The sequence below is a fragment of the Pseudomonas sp. AK106 genome (assembly GCF_053903055.1).
Genome location: NZ_CP096426.1, coordinates 5,124,696 through 5,143,090 on the forward strand (window position 1 = coordinate 5,124,696; position 18,395 = coordinate 5,143,090).

The 18,395-nt window shown below is 61.3% G+C and carries 12 protein-coding genes; 7 read left to right on the top strand and 5 right to left on the bottom strand.

Features of this window, described 5'->3' with window-relative positions; translation table 11 throughout:
* The first annotated feature begins 154 nt into the window (after positions 1 to 154).
* The 4 genes from mdtD to yccS all read left to right on the top strand — a co-directional run bounded on the left by mdtD (position 155) and on the right by yccS (position 6,894).
* Complete coding sequence (gene mdtD, locus M1E04_RS22495; RefSeq protein ID WP_065986565.1) at positions 155 to 1,597, top strand: multidrug transporter subunit MdtD; 1,443 nt, start codon at positions 155 to 157, stop codon at positions 1,595 to 1,597.
* A gap of 86 nt (positions 1,598 to 1,683) precedes the next feature.
* Positions 1,684 to 3,063 carry an ATP-dependent RNA helicase DbpA gene (gene dbpA, locus M1E04_RS22500; protein WP_296311166.1) on the top strand — a complete coding sequence of 460 codons (1,380 nt, stop codon included), beginning with the start codon at positions 1,684 to 1,686 and terminating at the stop codon, positions 3,061 to 3,063.
* A gap of 183 nt (positions 3,064 to 3,246) precedes the next feature.
* Positions 3,247 to 4,425, top strand: coding sequence for an NAD(P)/FAD-dependent oxidoreductase (locus M1E04_RS22505; protein WP_456292068.1), 1,179 nt, complete (start codon positions 3,247 to 3,249; stop codon positions 4,423 to 4,425).
* Between the two features lie 261 nt (positions 4,426 to 4,686).
* Complete coding sequence (gene yccS / locus M1E04_RS22510) at positions 4,687 to 6,894, top strand: YccS family putative transporter (RefSeq protein ID WP_065986569.1); 2,208 nt, start codon at positions 4,687 to 4,689, stop codon at positions 6,892 to 6,894.
* Here the strand turns inward: yccS and M1E04_RS22515 are convergent.
* Positions 6,875 to 7,612: a substrate-binding periplasmic protein gene (locus tag M1E04_RS22515; protein ID WP_369318345.1), complete on the bottom strand. Its 738-nt coding sequence runs from the start codon at positions 7,610 to 7,612 to the stop codon at positions 6,875 to 6,877. The two genes, yccS and M1E04_RS22515, sit on opposite strands and share 20 nt — an antisense overlap.
* A 206-nt stretch (positions 7,613 to 7,818) precedes the next feature.
* On the opposite strand from M1E04_RS22515, the gene M1E04_RS22520 reads away from it, so the two are divergent.
* Complete coding sequence (locus M1E04_RS22520) at positions 7,819 to 8,277, top strand: GNAT family N-acetyltransferase (protein WP_192130954.1); 459 nt, start codon at positions 7,819 to 7,821, stop codon at positions 8,275 to 8,277.
* Positions 8,278 to 8,412: 135 nt separating this feature from the next.
* Here M1E04_RS22520 and M1E04_RS22525 read toward each other — a convergent pair whose 3' ends face one another.
* From M1E04_RS22525 to M1E04_RS22535, 3 genes are read right to left on the bottom strand one after another with little or no spacing between them, the layout of a single operon-like run.
* Positions 8,413 to 8,709 carry a winged helix-turn-helix domain-containing protein gene (locus M1E04_RS22525; protein ID WP_192130952.1) on the bottom strand — a complete coding sequence of 99 codons (297 nt, stop codon included), beginning with the start codon at positions 8,707 to 8,709 and terminating at the stop codon, positions 8,413 to 8,415.
* Between the two features lie 31 nt (positions 8,710 to 8,740).
* Positions 8,741 to 9,241, bottom strand: coding sequence for a YgjP-like metallopeptidase domain-containing protein (locus M1E04_RS22530; RefSeq protein WP_410928351.1), 501 nt, complete (start codon positions 9,239 to 9,241; stop codon positions 8,741 to 8,743).
* Positions 9,242 to 9,298: 57 nt separating this feature from the next.
* Positions 9,299 to 11,455: a putative bifunctional diguanylate cyclase/phosphodiesterase gene (locus M1E04_RS22535; protein ID WP_446731117.1), complete on the bottom strand. Its 2,157-nt coding sequence runs from the start codon at positions 11,453 to 11,455 to the stop codon at positions 9,299 to 9,301.
* 301 nt (positions 11,456 to 11,756) lie between these two features.
* Here M1E04_RS22535 and M1E04_RS22540 point away from each other — a divergent pair, with 301 nt between their 5' ends.
* Positions 11,757 to 12,422: a polysaccharide lyase family 7 protein gene (locus M1E04_RS22540; protein ID WP_065986578.1), complete on the top strand. Its 666-nt coding sequence runs from the start codon at positions 11,757 to 11,759 to the stop codon at positions 12,420 to 12,422.
* A 62-nt stretch (positions 12,423 to 12,484) separates the two neighbouring features.
* Here the strand turns inward: M1E04_RS22540 and putP are convergent, their stop codons facing one another.
* The gene (gene putP / locus M1E04_RS22545; RefSeq protein WP_456292069.1) at positions 12,485 to 13,969 is read right to left on the bottom strand and encodes a sodium/proline symporter PutP; all 1,485 of its coding nucleotides are present in this window, start codon (positions 13,967 to 13,969) and stop codon (positions 12,485 to 12,487) included.
* A gap of 431 nt (positions 13,970 to 14,400) precedes the next feature.
* On the opposite strand from putP, the gene putA reads away from it, so the two are divergent.
* Complete coding sequence (gene putA, locus M1E04_RS22550) at positions 14,401 to 18,354, top strand: trifunctional transcriptional regulator/proline dehydrogenase/L-glutamate gamma-semialdehyde dehydrogenase (RefSeq protein WP_192130945.1); 3,954 nt, start codon at positions 14,401 to 14,403, stop codon at positions 18,352 to 18,354.
* The last annotated feature ends 41 nt before the right edge of the window (positions 18,355 to 18,395 follow it).

Genomic DNA, 18,395 nt, shown 5'->3' on the forward strand with positions numbered 1-18,395 from the left:
GTGGTCAGTCACCTCAAGGGTGTCTGATTTAATGCGTTCGCCAGCAAGCCGGCTCCTACGGAATGCGACCACAAGCGGGACCTGCCGCGCGACAGGCAGCCCGCGATAGCAACAATCGATCAAGCACGAGCAACCACAAGGACCCTCGATCCACATGCCGACCTCAACACCGCAGCTGGACGCCCGCACCCTGCGCTGGATGCCATGGGTCATTGCCATCGCCTTTTTCATGCAAAGCCTGGACGGCACGATCCTCAACACCGCGCTGCCTTCCATGGCCGGCTCGCTGGCGGAAAACCCGCTGCGCATGCAGTCGGTGATCATCGCTTACATGCTGACCATCGCCCTGCTGATTCCGGCGTCGGGCTGGATTTCCGACCGTTTCGGCATCAAGCGCATCTTCTTCAGCGCCATCCTGCTGTTCAGCTTCGGTTCGTTACTGTGCGCGGTGTCCAACTCCCTCGGCATGCTGGTGGGCGCACGGGTGATTCAGGGCCTCGGCGGTGCGTTGATGATGCCGGTCGGCCGGCTCATCGTGCTGCGCGCCTATCCCCGAACCGAGCTGGTGCGCACCTTGAGCTTCATCACCATGCCCGCCCTGCTTGGCCCGCTGATGGGCCCGACGGTCGGCGGCTGGCTGGTGGAATACCTGAGCTGGCACTGGATCTTCCTGATCAACCTGCCGGTGGGGATTCTCGGCTGCTTCGCCGTGCGCAAGTTCATCCCCGATCTCCAAGGCGGCGGACGCACGCGCTTCGATCTGGCGGGGTTTGGGTTGTTTGGCGCCTCGATGGTGCTGATCACGATTGCCATGGAAGGGCTTGGCGAACTGAACCTCCCGCACTTGCGTGTGGTGATGCTGCTGTTTGGCGGCATGGCGTGTCTGGCGGCGTACTGGTTGCGCGCCAGTCACGTGGAAGCGCCATTGTTCTCTGCTCGGCTGTTCAAAACCCGCAGTTTTGCGGTGGGCATCATGGGCAATCTGTTTGCCCGACTGGGCAGCGGCGCCCTGCCGTTCCTGCTGCCGCTGATGTTGCAAGTCGCCCTGGGTTACTCGCCTTCTCACGCCGGTATGAGCATGATTCCCCTGGCCCTTGCGGCGATGTTCGCCAAGCCGCTGGCAACCAAAGCTATCGAGCGATTGGGTTATCGCATCGTGCTGACCGGTAACACGCTGCTGCTGGGTATTCTGCTGGCGAGCATGGCGCTGGTCACTGCCGACACGCCGTACTGGCTGCTGCTGATTCATCTGGCGTTTCTGGGCGGGGTGAACTCGCTGCAGTTCTCGGCGATGAACGCGGTGACGCTGATCGATCTCGATGACGCCAGTGCCGCCAGCGGCAACAGTCTGCTGTCAGTAGTTGCGCAGTTGTCCCTGAGTCTCGGCGTCGCCTGTGCGGCGGCGTTGCTCGGCGGGTTCAGCGACGACGTGGCCACGGGCGACGTCAGCGACGTACTCGGCGCGTTTCAGCTGACCTTCCTGTGCGTCGGCGTGCTGGCGATGCTGGCGGCGTCGATCTTCCTGCAGCTGTCGCCCCGCATGGCCCCCGAAGCACCGGCGCGCAAACCGCAACCGGAGCCCGAGATCGAGGCGTGATTGACTCACCATTTATCGCGCGCGCCCCCAAGGCGGGGGCCGCGACCTGATACACTGCGCGACATTTTGTTTTGCAGGCCCGTCCCGTGACTAACACCGCTTTTAACTCACTGCCCCTTTCCGCCGCCATGCTGGCTAACCTGGAGTCCCTTGGTTATGCCGAGATGACGCCGATTCAGGCGCAGAGCCTGCCGGTGATCGTCAAGGGGATGGACCTGATTGCGCAGGCCAAGACAGGCTCCGGCAAGACCGCTGCATTCGGCATCGGCCTGCTCAATCCGATCAATCCGCGCTACTTCGGCTGCCAGGCGTTGGTGCTCTGCCCAACCCGCGAGCTGGCCGACCAGGTGGCCAAGGAAATCCGTCGTCTGGCGCGTTCCGAAGACAACATCAAAGTCCTGACCCTCTGCGGCGGCGTGTCGTTCGGCCCGCAAATCGGCTCGCTGGAGCACGGCGCGCACATCATCGTCGGCACGCCGGGTCGCATTCAGCAGCATCTGCGCAAGGGTTCGCTGGTACTGGACGGCCTGAACACGCTGGTGCTGGACGAAGCCGACCGCATGCTCGACATGGGTTTCTACGACGCCATCGCCGACATCATCGAGCAGACGCCCAAGCGTCGCCAGACTCTGCTGTTCTCGGCCACTTATCCGGTCGGCATCAAGCAGCTGTCCTCGAAATTCATGCGTGACCCGCAGACCGTCAAGGTCGAAGCGCTCCACGCCGACAGCCAGATCGAACAGATCTTCTACGAAATCTCCCCCGAGCAACGCCTCGAAGCGGTGGTCCGTGTGCTCGATCATTTCCGTCCGCAGTCCTGCGTGGCGTTCTGCTTCACCAAGCAGCAGGTTCAGGAAGTGGTCGATCACCTGACCGCCAAAGGCATGTCCGCTGTCGGTCTGCATGGCGATCTGGAACAGCGTGATCGCGATCAGGTGCTGGCGATGTTCGCCAACCGCAGCACCTCGGTGCTGGTGGCCACCGACGTCGCCGCGCGCGGTCTGGACATCGATGGTCTGGACATGGTGCTCAACGTCGAATTGGCGCGGGATTCGGAAATCCACATTCACCGGGTCGGCCGTACCGGTCGTGCGGGTGAGACCGGCATCGCAGTCAGCCTCGTTGCTCCCGGCGAAAGCCAGCGCGCCCGCGCCGTTGAAGAGCTGCAGAAAGCGCCGCTCAACTGGCAGCAGTACGACCAACTGGAGCGCAAGGAAGGCGGCAAGCTGCTGCCGCCGATGACGACGCTGTGCATCGGTTCCGGCCGCAAAGACAAGCTGCGCCCTGGCGACATTCTGGGCGCGCTGACCGGCGAGGCAGGCATTCCAGGCACTCAGGTGGGCAAGATCGCGATCTTTGATTTCCAGGCCTACGTCGCCGTGGAACGCAGCATGGCCAAGCAGGCACTGGAGCGTTTGAACAACGGCAAAATCAAGGGCAAATCGCTGCGCGTTCGGATTCTGTAATTATCCGCAACACCGCATCACGCCCATTCGCGAGCAAGCTCGCTCCCACGGAGACCCCGCGAACCAGCGGGGGGTGGAGTTCACCTACAAGTGAGCGACATCATGACTCCCTGTGGGAGCGAGCTTGCTCGCGAAGGCGTCAGCGCAACTTACATAGATCAATAGCTGTTAGAGGACACCGCTTTGCCCGTTACTGACGTTGTGATCATCGGCGCCGGCGCCGCAGGTTTGATGTGTGCATTCACGGCCGCCCAGCGCGGGCGCAAGGTCATGCTGATCGACCACGCCAACAAGCCGGGCAAGAAAATCCTCATGTCGGGCGGCGGGCGCTGCAACTTCACCAACCTGTACACCGAGCCCGCCAACTTCCTCTCGCAGAACCCGCATTTCTGCAAATCGGCGCTGGCCCGCTATACCCAGTGGGACTTCATCGAACTGGTGGGCAAGCACGGCGTGCCGTACCACGAGAAGAAACTCGGCCAGTTGTTCTGCGATAACAAGTCCAGCGACATCCTCAATCTGCTGCTCGCCGAATGCGACACCGCTGGCGTGAGTCTGCACATGGACACCTCGGTGCAGAGCATCGAGAAAGCCGACAGCGGTTATCTGCTGAAAACCACTCTGGGCGAACTCCGTTGCGAGTCGCTGGTGATTGCCACGGGCGGCCTGTCGATTCCAACGCTGGGGGCGACCGGTTTCGGTTATCAGGTCGGCAAGCAATTCGGCCATACGCTGTTGCCTACCCGGGCGGGCCTGGTGCCGTTCACCATCACCGATCAGTTGAAAGAGCTGTGCACCGAGCTGACCGGCACGTCGGTCGACTGCCTGGTGAGCTGTAACGACGTCAGCTTTCGCGAAAACATCCTGTTCACCCACCGCGGTCTGAGTGGGCCGGCGATTCTGCAGATCTCGTCTTTCTGGCAGCCGGGCGACACGGTGGAAATCAACCTGATGCCCGACCACGACGCCCCCAGCTGGCTGACCGAGCAACAGGCCGAACGCCCGAACAGTGAATTGAAGACGCTGCTCGGCGAGATTTTCACCAAGAAAATGGCCAACCTGATTGCAGAGCAGTGGTTCGTGTCCAAGCCGATGAAGCAGTACACCCACGCCAAACTGGCCGACATCGCCACCAAACTGGCGAGCTGGCAGGTGGTACCGGCGGGCACCGAAGGGTATCGCACGGCGGAAGTGACACTGGGCGGCATCGACACCCGTGAAGTGTCGTCGAAGACCATGGAATCCCTTAAATCGCCGGGCCTCTACTTCGTCGGCGAGGTGCTGGATGTCAGTGGGCATCTGGGCGGTTTCAACTTCCAGTGGGCCTGGGCGTCAGCGTATGCGGCGGCGCAATTCGTCTGACACTTATCAGGGAGGCCCGCTACGACAGCTGCCGACCCCGATCCGTGGGAGTGAGCTTGCTCACGAATAGGCCGGTGCAGTCGATACATCTCCAGAGACCGGTCCTCAGCCTTCGTGAGCAAGCTCACTCCCACAGGTTTGTGTTCGCCAGCAGGATCGGAGGCGCCTCGGAATAAATTTTGCTAACCGGATGTACAGCGCGCATCCGGCGCTGTACATATCCCTCAGCAAAATCAATCGCGAACAAGGCCGTCAGCGTTCATGGCATCGACATCGTTGCGCAATACATTCCGCCGTCTCTGGGCGCTGGACAAGTTTTCCTACAGCGTGCGGGTTTTCATCGCGCTGACCGGCAGCATGGCGCTGTGCTGGTACCAGAACGAGATGTCCCAGTTGATCCCGCTGTTCCTCGGGATTATCGCCAGCGCCCTGTCGGAGACCGATGACAGCTGGCAAGGCCGCCTCAATGCGCTGGCCGTGACGCTGGTGTGTTTCAGCATCGCGGCGCTGTCCGTGGAGCTGCTGTTCCCCTACCCCGTGGTGTTCATCTGCGCGTTTGCCTTCGCGGCGTTCTGCCTGACGATGCTCGGCGCGCTGGGTGAGCGCTATGGCGCGATTGCCTACGCGACGCTGATTCTCTCGGTCTACACCATGATCGGCGTCGATCAGCGCGGCGGGGAAGTCACCGATTTCTGGCACGAACCCATGCTGCTGGTCGCAGGCGCCGCGTGGTACGGCCTGCTGTCGGTGCTGTGGCAGATGCTGTTTTCCAATCAGCCGGTGCAGCAGGCGCTGGCCCGACTGTTTCGCGAGCTGGGCCTGTACCTGAAGCTCAAATCAGAGCTGTTCGAGCCGATTCGTACCCTGGATATTGAAGCCAAGCGCCTGGAGCTTGCCAAACAGAACGGCAAGGTCGTCGGCGCGCTCAACGTGACCAAGGAAATCATCCTTAACCGCGTCGGCAGCGGTCGGCCGGGCTCGAAGGTCAGTCGCTACCTGAAGCTGTACTTTCTGGCCCAGGACATCCACGAACGGGCCAGTTCGTCGCACTATCCCTACAACTCCCTGGCCGAAGCGTTTTTTCATAGCGACGTATTGTTTCGCTGCCAGCGCCTGCTGCGCCAGCAAGGCCGCGCCTGCCGTGACCTGTCGGCGTCGATCCAGCTGCGCCAGCCGTTCATCTATGACGACAGCTTCGCCCACGCGCTGAATGATCTGCGCGCCTCCCTCGAACACCTTCGGATTCAGAGCAATCCGGCGTGGCGCGGGCTGCTGCGTTCGTTGCGGGCGCTGGCCAATAACCTTGGCACCCTCGACCGGCTGCTCAGCGATGCGAGCAATCCCGACGCCCTGGCCGACGCCACCGACAGCAGCCTGCTGGACCGCTCACCGCGCAACCTCAAAGACGTCTGGACGCGCCTGCGCCTGCAACTGACGCCGACCTCGCTGCTGTTCCGTCACGCCCTGCGCCTGCCGTTGGCGCTGGTCATCGGCTACATCATGGTTCACCTGATTCACCCGTCCCAGGGGTACTGGATCATCCTCACCACGGTGTTCGTCTGCCAGCCCAGCTACGGCGCCACGCGACGCAAACTCGGGCAGCGCATCATCGGCACGGCCATTGGCCTGACGGCGGGCTGGATTCTGTTTGACCTGATCACCACGCCAGTCCTGCAATCGATGTGCGCGGTGCTGGCCGGCGTGGTGTTCTTCGTCAACCGGACCACGCGCTACACGCTGTCGACGGCGGCGATCACGGTGATGATTCTGTTCTGCTTCAATCAGGTCGGCGACGGTTACGGCGTGTTCCTGCCGCGCTTGCTGGACACGCTGCTGGGCAGCCTGATCGCCGGCCTGGCAGTGTTCCTGTTCCTGCCGGACTGGCAAGGTCGCCGGCTCAACAAGGTGCTGGCCAACACGCTGTCGTGCAACAGCATTTACCTGCGCCAGATCATGCAGCAATACGCGAACGGCAAGAGCGACGACCTCGCCTATCGACTGGCCCGCCGCAACGCCCATAACGCCGACGCGGCGCTGTCCACCACACTGGCCAACATGCTCATGGAGCCGGGGCATTTCCGCAAAGAGGCCGACGTCGGTTTTCGCTTTCTGGTGCTGTCACACACCCTGCTCAGTTACCTGTCGGGGCTGGGCGCGCACCGCGACGCACCGCTGCCGCCTGAAGTGCGCGAGCAACTGATCGAGGGCGCCGCAGCAAGCCTTGCCGCGAGCATCGATGAGATCGCCCAAAGCCTGGCGATGCGTGAGCCGGTTGCCGTGCAAAGCGATGCCGAAGAAGCGCTGGCGACGAGCCTGGAACAGATGCCGGAAGAAATCGATGAAGGCCAACGGCTGGTGCAAACCCAACTGGCGCTGATCTGCCGTCAGCTAGGCCCACTGCGCACGCTGGCGGCGCACTTGATCAAAGAGCCGGTCAAAGAACCCGACATCACAGACCGTGCAGCTTGATGAGCTTGTCGTACGTGCCGTCCGCTTTCATGTCGGCGATCGCCTTGTCGAAATCCATAACGATCTGCTGGTGATCCGCCCGCTTGAGGCTCACCAGCACATGCAGACTGTTTTCGCTGAGTGATTTGGGCAGGAAATCGACGTCGGCCTGCACGTCTGCAGGCTCGCGTTTGAGGGCAAACCGCGCCGCGTACTCGTCTTCCACCGTCAAGTCGACCCTGCCCGCAGCGAGCATCCTGACGGCGATCGAGAAACTCGCCACCGGCACCTTTTCCAGGTTGGCATCGGCGTCGAATTCCGGCGAATAGGCGTAGCCGCGCACCACTGCAATCGAATAGCCGTGCAGCTGGGACAGGGTCTGAAATTCAATGGAGGCGTCTTTGCGTTTCAGAAAACGCAGGCGGTTGATCAGGTAAGGCGCGGAGAACACGCCAATGCGCGTGCGGTCTTCGCTGTACCAGGCGTTGATGACGATGTCATACCGCCCTTCGCTCAGCCCATGAATCGCCCGCGCCCACGGGACTTGTTCGTATTCGGTGTCGTAACCGGCGCGACCCAGCGCCGTGCGAATCAGGTCAGTGGAAAGCCCGTCGTGCAGCAATGACACGTCGGCATAGGGCGCCCACGCATCGCCGGCGAGACGCAATGTCTGCGCGACCGCGCCTTGGGCTATCAGCATCATTCCCAACAGCCCTGCGGCGCACAGCAAACGCATCATGCTCAGCTTCCTTGTGGCAACTGGCCTTCAGTGAAGACTCATTTTGAGCTTTGCACAACTGGTAACACTGTGATGTTTGTGCAGCAGTTCAACAAAATGACACACCGTTAACCGCACCCTCCGTCTCGCCCGGTTTGCCCCGAATTTGGGCTTGCGCCGATATGCGTTTAGTATCCGGCATCCACTTCTTCTCGCAGGCCGGCGTCATGTCTATCAACTGGATTTGCAAACACCATACCGACCTTGGAAAAGAGCAGCTGTACGCCATCCTGCAACTGAGGGCGCAAGTGTTCGTGGTGGAGCAGAAATGCTGGTATCTGGACGTCGACGGTCAGGATTTGCTGGGCGATACCTGCCATCTGATGGCTTGGCAGGATGATCAGCTGGTCGCTTACCTGCGCCTGCTGGACCCGATTCAGCAGAACGGTGACGTGACCATCGGCCGGGTGGTAACTGCACCATCGATGCGCAACAAGGGAATGGGCCATGAGCTGATGGTTCAGGCGCTGAAGCACGCTGAGCTCCAATGGCCGGACCAGCCGATATTCCTCTCGGCCCAGGCGCATTTGCAGGGCTACTACAGCCGCTACGGTTTCAATCCGGTGGGCGAGGTCTACGTCGAGGACGGCATTCCTCACATCAGCATGCGTCGCGATCTGGACTGATCCGGCATCTGAACCCCGATGGCTCTTGCCGGGCCGGATCCATCCGGACTCGGACGACTTGTAGGACCAGTTGTAGGACCGTTGTAGGACCGGCTTTAGCCGGGAAGCTCTTGAATCAACGCCCCTGACACGACGTCACGGATACCCCAGCACCGTCTTGATGGTCTGCAGATTCCCTTCGATCCAGCGACGGTCAATCGCGCCCCAGTCACGAACCCGGTAACCGCCGGCATGATTGCGGGCGCCATCAAGTTGCTCGAACTCGCAGACAATATCCAGATCAGCCAGCGCCGCAATGGTGTCCTGGGCGGTGCGACGGGGCATGCCGGTGACGTCGGTCAGGGCCGGGACGCTGCTGGCGATGCCGCTGTCGATCAGATACGCCACATACAGGCGGCGATAAAAACTGCTCTTGGTCTTGCTGACTTCCATCAAAACTTCCTTGAAAAGCGTTAGCGGTTGATCAGCGCACGGCCGTCTGCATGTCTCGCCAGGTCAGGTAGATGCGCAGGTCGAATTCCAACTGGTGATAGCCCGGCTGCATGTGTTCGCACAATTGATAAAACGCCTTGTTGTGGTCCGACTCTTTGAAATGCGCCAGTTCGTGGACCACGATCATCTTCAGAAACTGCGGCGCCGCCTCCTTGAACAACGCCGCCACCCGGATTTCCTTTTTGGACTTGAGCTTGCCGCCCTGCACCCGCGACACCGTGGTATGCAGGCCCAGCGCTCGGTGGGTCAGGTCGAGGCGGTTGTCGAACAGCACTTTGTCGATGTTTGGCGCGTTGCGCAGGTATTCCTGTTTGAGCGACAGGGCGTAGGCATACAGCGCCTTGTCGCTCTGGATTTCGTGACGATCCGGGTAACGCTGCTGCAGATAATCCGTCAGCCGGTTCTGCGCGATCAGTTGCCGAACCTGATCCTGCAGGCCTTCGGGATAGGCCTGCAGGTATTTGAGCGGCATGGGCGTGGTGACAGTCATGGTCGAACCGGGTCGCAGGAAAAGCGCGAGTCTACCGCGTCAGTCCTGGCCGAGCAGCTGTAACGCGATCGGCAGGTCGACCGGCTCGACGAAACGCTCTGCCTCCAGGGGCGGCATCGGGTGAGCGATGAGAAAGCCCTGAATGATCTGGCAGCCGTTGTCGACCAGCCACTCATACTGCTCGTAGGTTTCGACGCCCTCGGCAATCACCTCGATATCGAGCATGCGACACAGGTCAATGATGCTGCGCGCGACGGCCAGGTCTCGGGGCGATCCCAGCATGCCGCCAATGAAGTGCCGATCGAGCTTCAGAGTGTCCAGATCGAGGTTGCGCAGGTGGGCAAGGGAGCTGTCGCCTGCACCGAAATCATCCAGCGACACCCGCACGCCGATGTCATGCAGGTTCTGCAGCTGCTTGCGACTGTGCACCAGGTTATGGACAAGCGATGGCTCGGTGAGCTCGATTTCCAGCTGCCGGGGTTTCAGGCCATGTATCTGCATCGCACGTTGCAGCTCGGCCGCGAGATTGGGCAGGCTGAATTGCGCCGGGCTCACGCTGACGCTCATGATCAGATCGTCCGGGAATACGTCGCTCCAGCGTTGGCGCTGCGCCGCACCCTGCTCGAAAATCCAGCTGCCGAGCTTGTTGATCAGCCGCGTCTCTTCCAGCAGTGGGATGAACACGCCTGACGGCACGTCGCCCGCGTCCGGATGGTGCCAGCGCAGCAGCGCCTCGAAGCCCCGGGTCTTGCCGGTGACGACATTGACCTGCGGCTGGTAGACCATGGAAAAGTCTTTGCCGTCGATTGCCGTGCGCACGCTCTCTTCGAGCATCAGACGCGAGCGCGCGCGACCGTTCATGTACTGATCGAAAAAACGATATTGCTGACGCCCTGCCCGCTTGGCTTCGTACATGGCAATGTCCGCCGCACGCAGCAGGCCATCCAGATTGGCGCCGCAGTCCGGGTAGACCGCGATGCCGATACTGGCTCCCAGCGTGGCTTCGACCCCGTCCACCAAACGCCGCGCGGACACACGCTCGATCAGCTTTTCGGCGACCTTGGCAGCGTGTTCGGGGAAATCCAGCCCGTCGATGACCACCACGAACTCGTCGCCGCCCATCCGCGCAAGCACGTCGTAAGGACGCAGGCAGTCTTTCAACTGCGCGCCGACCCACTGCAACACCTGATCGCCGGCGTCATGGCCCAGAGAGTCGTTCACATCCTTGAAGCCGTCGAGGTCCAGGTACAGCACAACCAGGTATTTGCCCGCATGCTCATTGCGCAGCAGCATCCCTTCGACCGTCTGATAGAAACCACGGCGGTTCAGCAGACCGGTGAGCGAATCCGTCACGGCCTGGTGCTCGAGCTGACTGTAGAGGTCACGCACCACTGACATGTCGAGCACGCTGAGCACCATGGCACGCTGCTCGGCGGGCAGCGGCGCGCAGGACAACGAAACCGGGACCTGACGCCCCTCGGGTGTTCGCAACACGGCGTCGTGGACGCGGTAGGTGTCAGCACGGCGATAGTGATGATAAAAGCCGGAGTCGACCCATTCCCCGACGCTGGGCTCGTGCAAATAGGCGCGCAACGCGGTGCCGCGCAGTTCGCCGTCAGTCATGCCCAGCAAGCGGCAGATCGCCGGATTGGCGAAACTGACAACGCCGTCTTCGGACACCACAAGAATGCCTTCGGCCACGTTCGCCAGCACCGAGGCGTTGAATGCCCTCGCCGATTCCAGCTCGCGGCTCAGCTTCTGCAGGGCACGCCGATTGTGCTGCTGCTCCAGAAGCGCCTGAACCTTGGGCCTGAGAATATTGGGATCGAAGGGCTTGAACAGGTAATCGACTGCGCCGCTGGCGTAGCCCTTGTGCACCGAGTCGCGGGATTGTTCGTTGGCAGTGAGGAAGATGATCGGCGTCAACCGCGTTCGCAGACTGCCACGCATAAGGCGGGCGACTTCGAAACCATCCATGTCCGGCATCTGCACATCAAGCAGCACCAGATCGACATCTCGGTCCAGCAAAATACCCAACGCTTCCATGCCTGAGGCGGCGGTGATGATTTCCCGGTCCTGTCGCTGCAGGACTGCGCACATGGTCACCAGATTTTCCGGGTAATCATCAACAACCAACAATACTGATTTGCCACTTAGTGGCAGGGACTGCACGCATTCCATGCTGCTACTCATCATTCACTTTACTGCCCGGGGAACGTCCCCGCTGAGGGCCTGATAGGCCATTACTCTAGCTTCGATTGGGGAAAAAAGAAGGCGGCCATAGTAGCGCCATCCAAAAAGTGCCATCCAACCGACTAACGGTAACGGCGCTGAATGTCAGGAGAACTCTGCGCTGCGGCTCAAATAGCGGCACTTTGACGTCAACCATCCGACAGATTCACGTTAACAAACGCGCCGTGGAACCGTATAAAAAGCTGCCCCCAACCCCCTTTCGCCCGCAACTTTGCTGGCAATGAGACATATCGGACGACTAGACATGATTGATTTGGGAACGTGGAATCTGAGCATTCCAGTGGGCTCGCCCCCCGCCACTATCGAGACACAACAACTGCTTCAAGGTTACGACGGCAAGTACTTCAAGTCCGGCTCATCGAACATCACATTCTGGGCACCGGTCACCGGAAGCAAGACCGCCAATGCGATCTACCCACGTACCGAATTGCGCGAGACCTGGTCCAACGGCACGCTGCACAACTGGTACTACCAGGACGCCGACAATTACCTGAATGCCAAGCTCAAGGTCCTTCAGGTGCCGTCCTCCGGCAGGGTGGTCATCGGTCAAATCCACGTCTACGAAAGCACGCAGCCCCTGCTGAAGGTCGAATATCAGTACCTGGAAGCGACGCACATGGGCAACATCGTCGCCAAGGTCCGCTATCACCCCGACGACAAAAAAGCGCGCGTAATCACGGTGGCGGAAAACGTCAGCCTGAACGAGACGTTCAATTACGTGATCCACCTGAATAAAGCCGGGTTGCTCAGCGTGACCGCCCACGGGATGGGCTGGAACGACCGGATCAGCGCCACCTGGAGTAAACAGCAGCTTTACTTCAAGGCCGGGGTCTATACCCAGGATCACACTGGCTATACCAGCGAAGGCGGCAAGACCATGTTCTTCAACCTGGACGCCGACCACAACTAAATCGGGTGCGGTCGCTCAAGAGCCCGAGCGTTGACGTCGCGCGGGCTTTGAGCAGGCGGCCTTTACGCCGCCTTGTACTCTTTTTCTGCTGCTTCGAAGCGCGTCAGCATGCCCGGCGTCGGGCCTTTACCGACGACGCTGAACAGCACGATCGCGATGCTGGCGAAGATGAAGCCGGGGATGATTTCGTACAGGCCCAGCAGCTCGAAGTGCTTCCACACCACGACGGTAATCGCGCCGACGAGAATCCCCGCCAGCGCGCCGTTGCGGGTCATGCCTTTCCAGATCACCGAGATCAGCACCACTGGCCCGAATGCCGCGCCGAACCCTGCCCAGGCGTAGCTGACCAGACCCAGCACGCGGTTTTCAGGATTTGCGGCCAAGGCGATCGCGATCAGCGCAACCAGCAGCACCATGGCCCGGCCTACCCACACCAGCTCTGTCTGGGACGCGCTTTTGCGCAGAAAGGCTTTGTAGAAGTCTTCGGTCAGCGCACTTGAACAGACCAGCAACTGACAGCTCAGCGTGCTCATGACCGCCGCAAGAATCGCCGACGGCAGCACACCGGCGATCCACGGATTGAACAGGATCTTGGCCAGCTCGATGAAGACGCGCTCGTGGTTTTCAGTCACGGGCCCTGCCACCTCCGGATGCGCCGAAAAGTACGCGATGCCGAAGAAACCCACGGCAACGGTGCCACCCAGACAGAGGATCATCCAGGTCATGGAAATACGGCGGGCCTTGGCAATCGACCTGACCGAGTCAGCGGCCATGAAACGCGCCAGGATGTGCGGCTGACCGAAGTAGCCTAGGCCCCAGCCCATCAGCGAAATGACGCCGATGAAGGTGGTGTTCTTGAGCATGTCGAAGTTGCTCGGGTCCTGCGCTTCGATGGCCATGAACGTGGTGTCGACGCCACCGGTCGCCAGCAGCACGATGATCGGCGTAAGGATCAGCGCGAAGATCATCAGGGTGGCTTGCACGGTGTCTGTCCAGCTGACGGCCAGGAAGCCGCCGATGAAGGTGTAGGCGATCGTCGCCGCAGCGCCGGCCCACAAGGCGGTTTCGTAGGACATCCCGAACGTGCTTTCGAACAGCCGCGCGCCAGCGACGATGCCGGAGGCGCAGTAGATCGTGAAGAACACCAGAATCACGATGGCGGAAATCACCCGCAGCAGGCCGCTGTTGTCTTCAAAGCGGCTGGAGAAGTAATCCGGGAGGGTCAGCGCATCGCCGTTGTGCTCGGTCTGTACCCGCAGGCGACCGGCAACGAACAGCCAGTTCAGGTAGGCCCCGATGATCAGCCCGATGGCGATCCAGCTTTCCGACAGACCGGACATGTAAATCGCGCCCGGCAAGCCCATGAGCAGCCAGCCGCTCATGTCCGATGCACCGGCTGAAAGCGCCGTGACCACACTGCCGAGGCTGCGCCCGCCGAGAATGTAGTCCGAGAGATTATTGGTGGAGCGGTAGGCCATGAGTCCTATGAGGACCATCGCGGCGATGTAGATCACGAAGGTGATCAAGGTAGGGTTGCTGACACTCATCGGTTAGGTTCCGGCGTTGTTTTTATAGGCGCGAGCAGAGCGACGTTCTCCTGAGGCATCAGGTTCGCAGCAAGGCTGCTCGCGTATGTTGCGGGCTGGCAAAAAGTTCGCCGCTGCACACCGCTTGAATGCACCAAAGCGGCGCATCCTAGAGGACATCCCGGAGCAGGTGCAACCCGAAAAAAGACTTCACTGAGCTTTTTTACAAATTAGATCAAAGTGCCACATATGCCGTGTTTACGGGGAGCCGCCAAATAGAGCCCTGCCCTGCGGGGCACCTCAACGGAGCTGAATCAGGGCGGTTCGGCTCAATACGGGGCACCCGTGAAACACTTTGAAAAAAGCGGTTGCACCCGGTTGCACCCTTGCAGTCGCACAGCTAATCTTGCCGCAGCTAAGCCACATGACCGTGGCTGTCATGAGGATAAGAAATGGCCACCACCACCCTCGGTGTCAAACTCGACGACCCCACCCGTGAGCGATTGAAAGCGGCGGCGCAGTCCATCGACCGGACGCCCCACTGGCTGATCAAGCAGGCGATCTTCAATTATCTGGAGAAGCTCGAGGGCGGTGCGACGCTGAATGAACTCAGTGGACAAGGTGGCAAAGACGCCGACGATCAGGGTGACCTGCCCGCCGACAATGGCCATCAGGCGTTTCTAGAATTCGCCGAAAGCATTCTTCCCCAGTCGGTGTTGCGCGCTGCGATCACCTCGGCCTACCGCCGCCCCGAGCCTGAAGTGGTGCCGATGCTCATCGAGCAGGCGCGCCTCCCTGCGCCGATGGCCGATGCAACGCACAAGCTCGCCGCGTCGATTGCCGAAAAGCTGCGTAACCAGAAGAGCGCCGGCGGGCGCGCCGGCATCGTCCAGGGCCTGCTGCAGGAATTCTCGCTGTCATCCCAGGAAGGCGTGGCACTGATGTGCCTGGCTGAAGCCTTGTTGCGCATCCCCGACAAAGGCACCCGCGACGCGTTGATCCGCGACAAGATCAGCACCGGCAACTGGCACCCGCATCTGGGCAACAGTCCGTCGCTGTTCGTCAACGCCGCCACGTGGGGCCTGCTGCTGACCGGCAAACTGGTCAGCACCCACAACGAGGCCGGCCTGACCTCCTCGCTCAGCCGCATCATCGGCAAGTCCGGCGAACCGATGATTCGCAAAGGCGTGGACATGGCCATGCGCCTGATGGGCGAGCAGTTCGTCACCGGCGAAACCATCGCCGAAGCCCTGGCCAACGCCAGCAAGTTCGAGGCGAAAGGTTTCCGTTATTCCTACGACATGCTCGGCGAAGCAGCGCTGACCGAGCACGACGCGCAGAAATACCTGGCGTCCTACGAGCAGGCCATCCACTCGATCGGCAAAGCTTCCCACGGCCGTGGCATCTATGAAGGGCCGGGCATCTCCATCAAATTGTCCGCCCTGCACCCGCGTTACAGCCGGGCGCAATACGAGCGCGTGATGGACGAGTTGTACCCGCGCCTGCTTTCGCTGACCTTGCTGGCCAAGCAATACGACATTGGCCTGAACATCGATGCCGAAGAAGCCGACCGCCTGGAGCTGTCGCTGGATCTGCTTGAACGCCTGTGCTTCGAACCGCAACTGACCGGCTGGAACGGCATCGGTTTTGTCATTCAGGCGTATCAAAAGCGCTGCCCTTACGTGATCGATTACGTCATCGACCTGGCACGCCGCAGCCGTCATCGCCTGATGATCCGTCTGGTGAAAGGCGCGTACTGGGACAGCGAAATCAAGCGCGCCCAGGTCGAGGGCCTGGAAGGCTACCCGGTTTACACGCGGAAGGTTTACACCGACGTTTCCTACATCGCCTGCGCGCGCAAACTGCTGTCGGTGCCGGAAGTCATCTACCCGCAGTTCGCGACCCACAATGCCCACACGTTGTCGGCGATTTACCACATTGCCGGTCAGAACTATTACCCCGGTCAGTACGAGTTCCAGTGCCTGCACGGCATGGGCGAGCCCTTGTATGAGCAGGTCGTAGGCAAAGTCGCCGACGGCAAGCTGAACCGGCCGTGCCGGGTGTATGCACCGGTCGGCACCCACGAAACGCTGTTGGCGTATCTGGTGCGTCGACTGCTGGAAAACGGCGCCAACACTTCCTTCGTCAACCGCATCGCCGACCAGTCCATATCGATACAGGAACTGGTGGCCGACCCAGTGTCCAGCATCGAGCGCATGGCGACTCAGGAAGGTGGTTTCGGCCTGCCGCACCCGCGCATTCCGTTGCCCCGCGACCTGTACGGCAGCGAACGCGCCAACTCGGCCGGCATCGACATGGCCAACGAACATCGTCTGGCGTCGCTGTCTTCGGCCCTGCTCGCCACGGCGCACAACGACTGGAAGGCCGGCCCGATGCTGGGCAGCCCGGTCAGCGTCGGCACTGAAGCGCCAGTCCTGAACCCGTCCGATCTGCGTGACGTGGTTGGCCACGTGCAGGAAGCGAGTCTGGAAGACGTCGATAACGCCCTGCTCAGCGCCCTCAGCGCCGGCCCGATCTGGCAAGCGACGCCGCCTGCCGAACGTGCCGCGATCCTTGAGCGCGCCGCCGACCTGATGGAAGCCGAGATTCAGCCGTTGATGGGCCTGCTGGCTCGCGAAGCCGGCAAGACCTTCGCCAACGCTATCGCCGAAGTGCGCGAAGCCGTGGATTTCCTGCGCTACTACGCGGTGCAGGCGCGCAATGATTTCAGCAACGACGCTCACCGCCCGTTGGGCCCCGTGTTATGCATCAGCCCGTGGAACTTCCCGCTGGCGATTTTCAGCGGTCAGGTCGCCGCAGCCCTGGCGGCGGGCAATCCGGTACTCGCCAAACCCGCTGAACAGACACCGCTGATTGCCGCGCAGGCCGTCCGCATTCTGCTCGAAGCCGGTATTCCCGAAGGCGTGGTGCAACTGCTGCCAGGCCGGGGTGAAACCGTCGGCGCGCGACTGGTCGGCGATGATCGCGTCAAGGGCGTCATGTTCACCGGCTCTACCGAAGTTGCCCGCTTGCTGCAGCGCAACGTCGCCGGCCGTCTCGATGCCCAGGGCCGGCCGATTCCGCTGATCGCTGAAACCGGTGGCCAGAACGCGATGATCGTCGATTCCTCGGCGCTGACTGAGCAAGTGGTCATCGACGTGGTGTCCTCGGCGTTCGACAGCGCCGGTCAACGCTGCTCAGCGCTGCGCGTGCTGTGCCTGCAGGAAGACTCCGCCGATCGTGTCATCGAGATGCTCAAAGGTGCGATGGCTGAGAGCCGCCTCGGCAACCCGGAACGCCTGTCGGTGGACATCGGTCCGGTGATCGATCAAGAAGCCAAGGCCGGTATCGAGAAACATATTCAGGCCATGCGCGACAAAGGCCGCACTGTGTATCAGGTCGCCATTGCCGACAGCGACGAGATCAAGCGCGGCACCTACGTGATGCCGACGCTGATCGAGCTGGACAGCTTCGACGAGTTGCAACGGGAAATCTTTGGCCCGGTACTGCACGTCGTGCGCTACAAGCGCCGTGAGCTGGACATGTTGATCGCCCAGATCAACGCCTCCGGTTATGGCCTGACACTGGGCGTGCACACGCGCATCGACGAGACCATCGCCAAGGTCATCGACAACGTCAACGCCGGCAACATGTACGTCAACCGCAACATCGTTGGCGCCGTGGTGGGTGTGCAGCCGTTCGGTGGCGAAGGTCTGTCGGGGACCGGTCCGAAAGCCGGTGGACCGCTGTATCTGTACCGTTTGCTGTCGACGCGCCCCGCCGACGCCGTGCAGAAATCCTTCGCCGCCCGCGATGCACAACAGGCGCCGGACACCCGCATGCAAGAGGCGATGCTCAAGCCGCTGAATGCGCTCAACGCCTGGGCAGGCACTCAGCAACTCAGCGGCCTGGAAGCACTGTGCAGCCAGTTCGCCGAGCAATCCCAAAGCGGCGTGACCCGCACGCTCATGGGCCCCACCGGCGAGCGCAATAGTTACAGCATCCTGCCCCGTGAACACGTGTTGTGCCTGGCCGAGGATGAGACGGATCTGCTGGCGCAACTGGCCGCCGTGATGGCGGTGGGCAGCACGGCGATCGTGCCGGACGTTGAGCCGGCCAAGTCGCTGCGCAACCGTCTGCCGAAGGACGTTCAGTCGCGCATCAAGCTGGTCGCCGACTGGCACAAGGACGAGGTCGCCATTGACGCGGTATTGCACCACGGTGATTCCGATCAGTTGCGCGCCATCTGCGAACAGGTCGCTCAACGCAGCGGCGCTATTGTCGGCGTTCACGGCTTGTCCAAAGGCGAAACCAACATTGCATTGGAGCGCCTGGTGATCGAGCGTGCGCTGAGCGTGAATACCGCAGCAGCGGGCGGTAACGCGAGTTTAATGACGATTGGTTGATCGTTTGATTGGCAATAAAAAAGAGTGCCTAGGCACTCTTT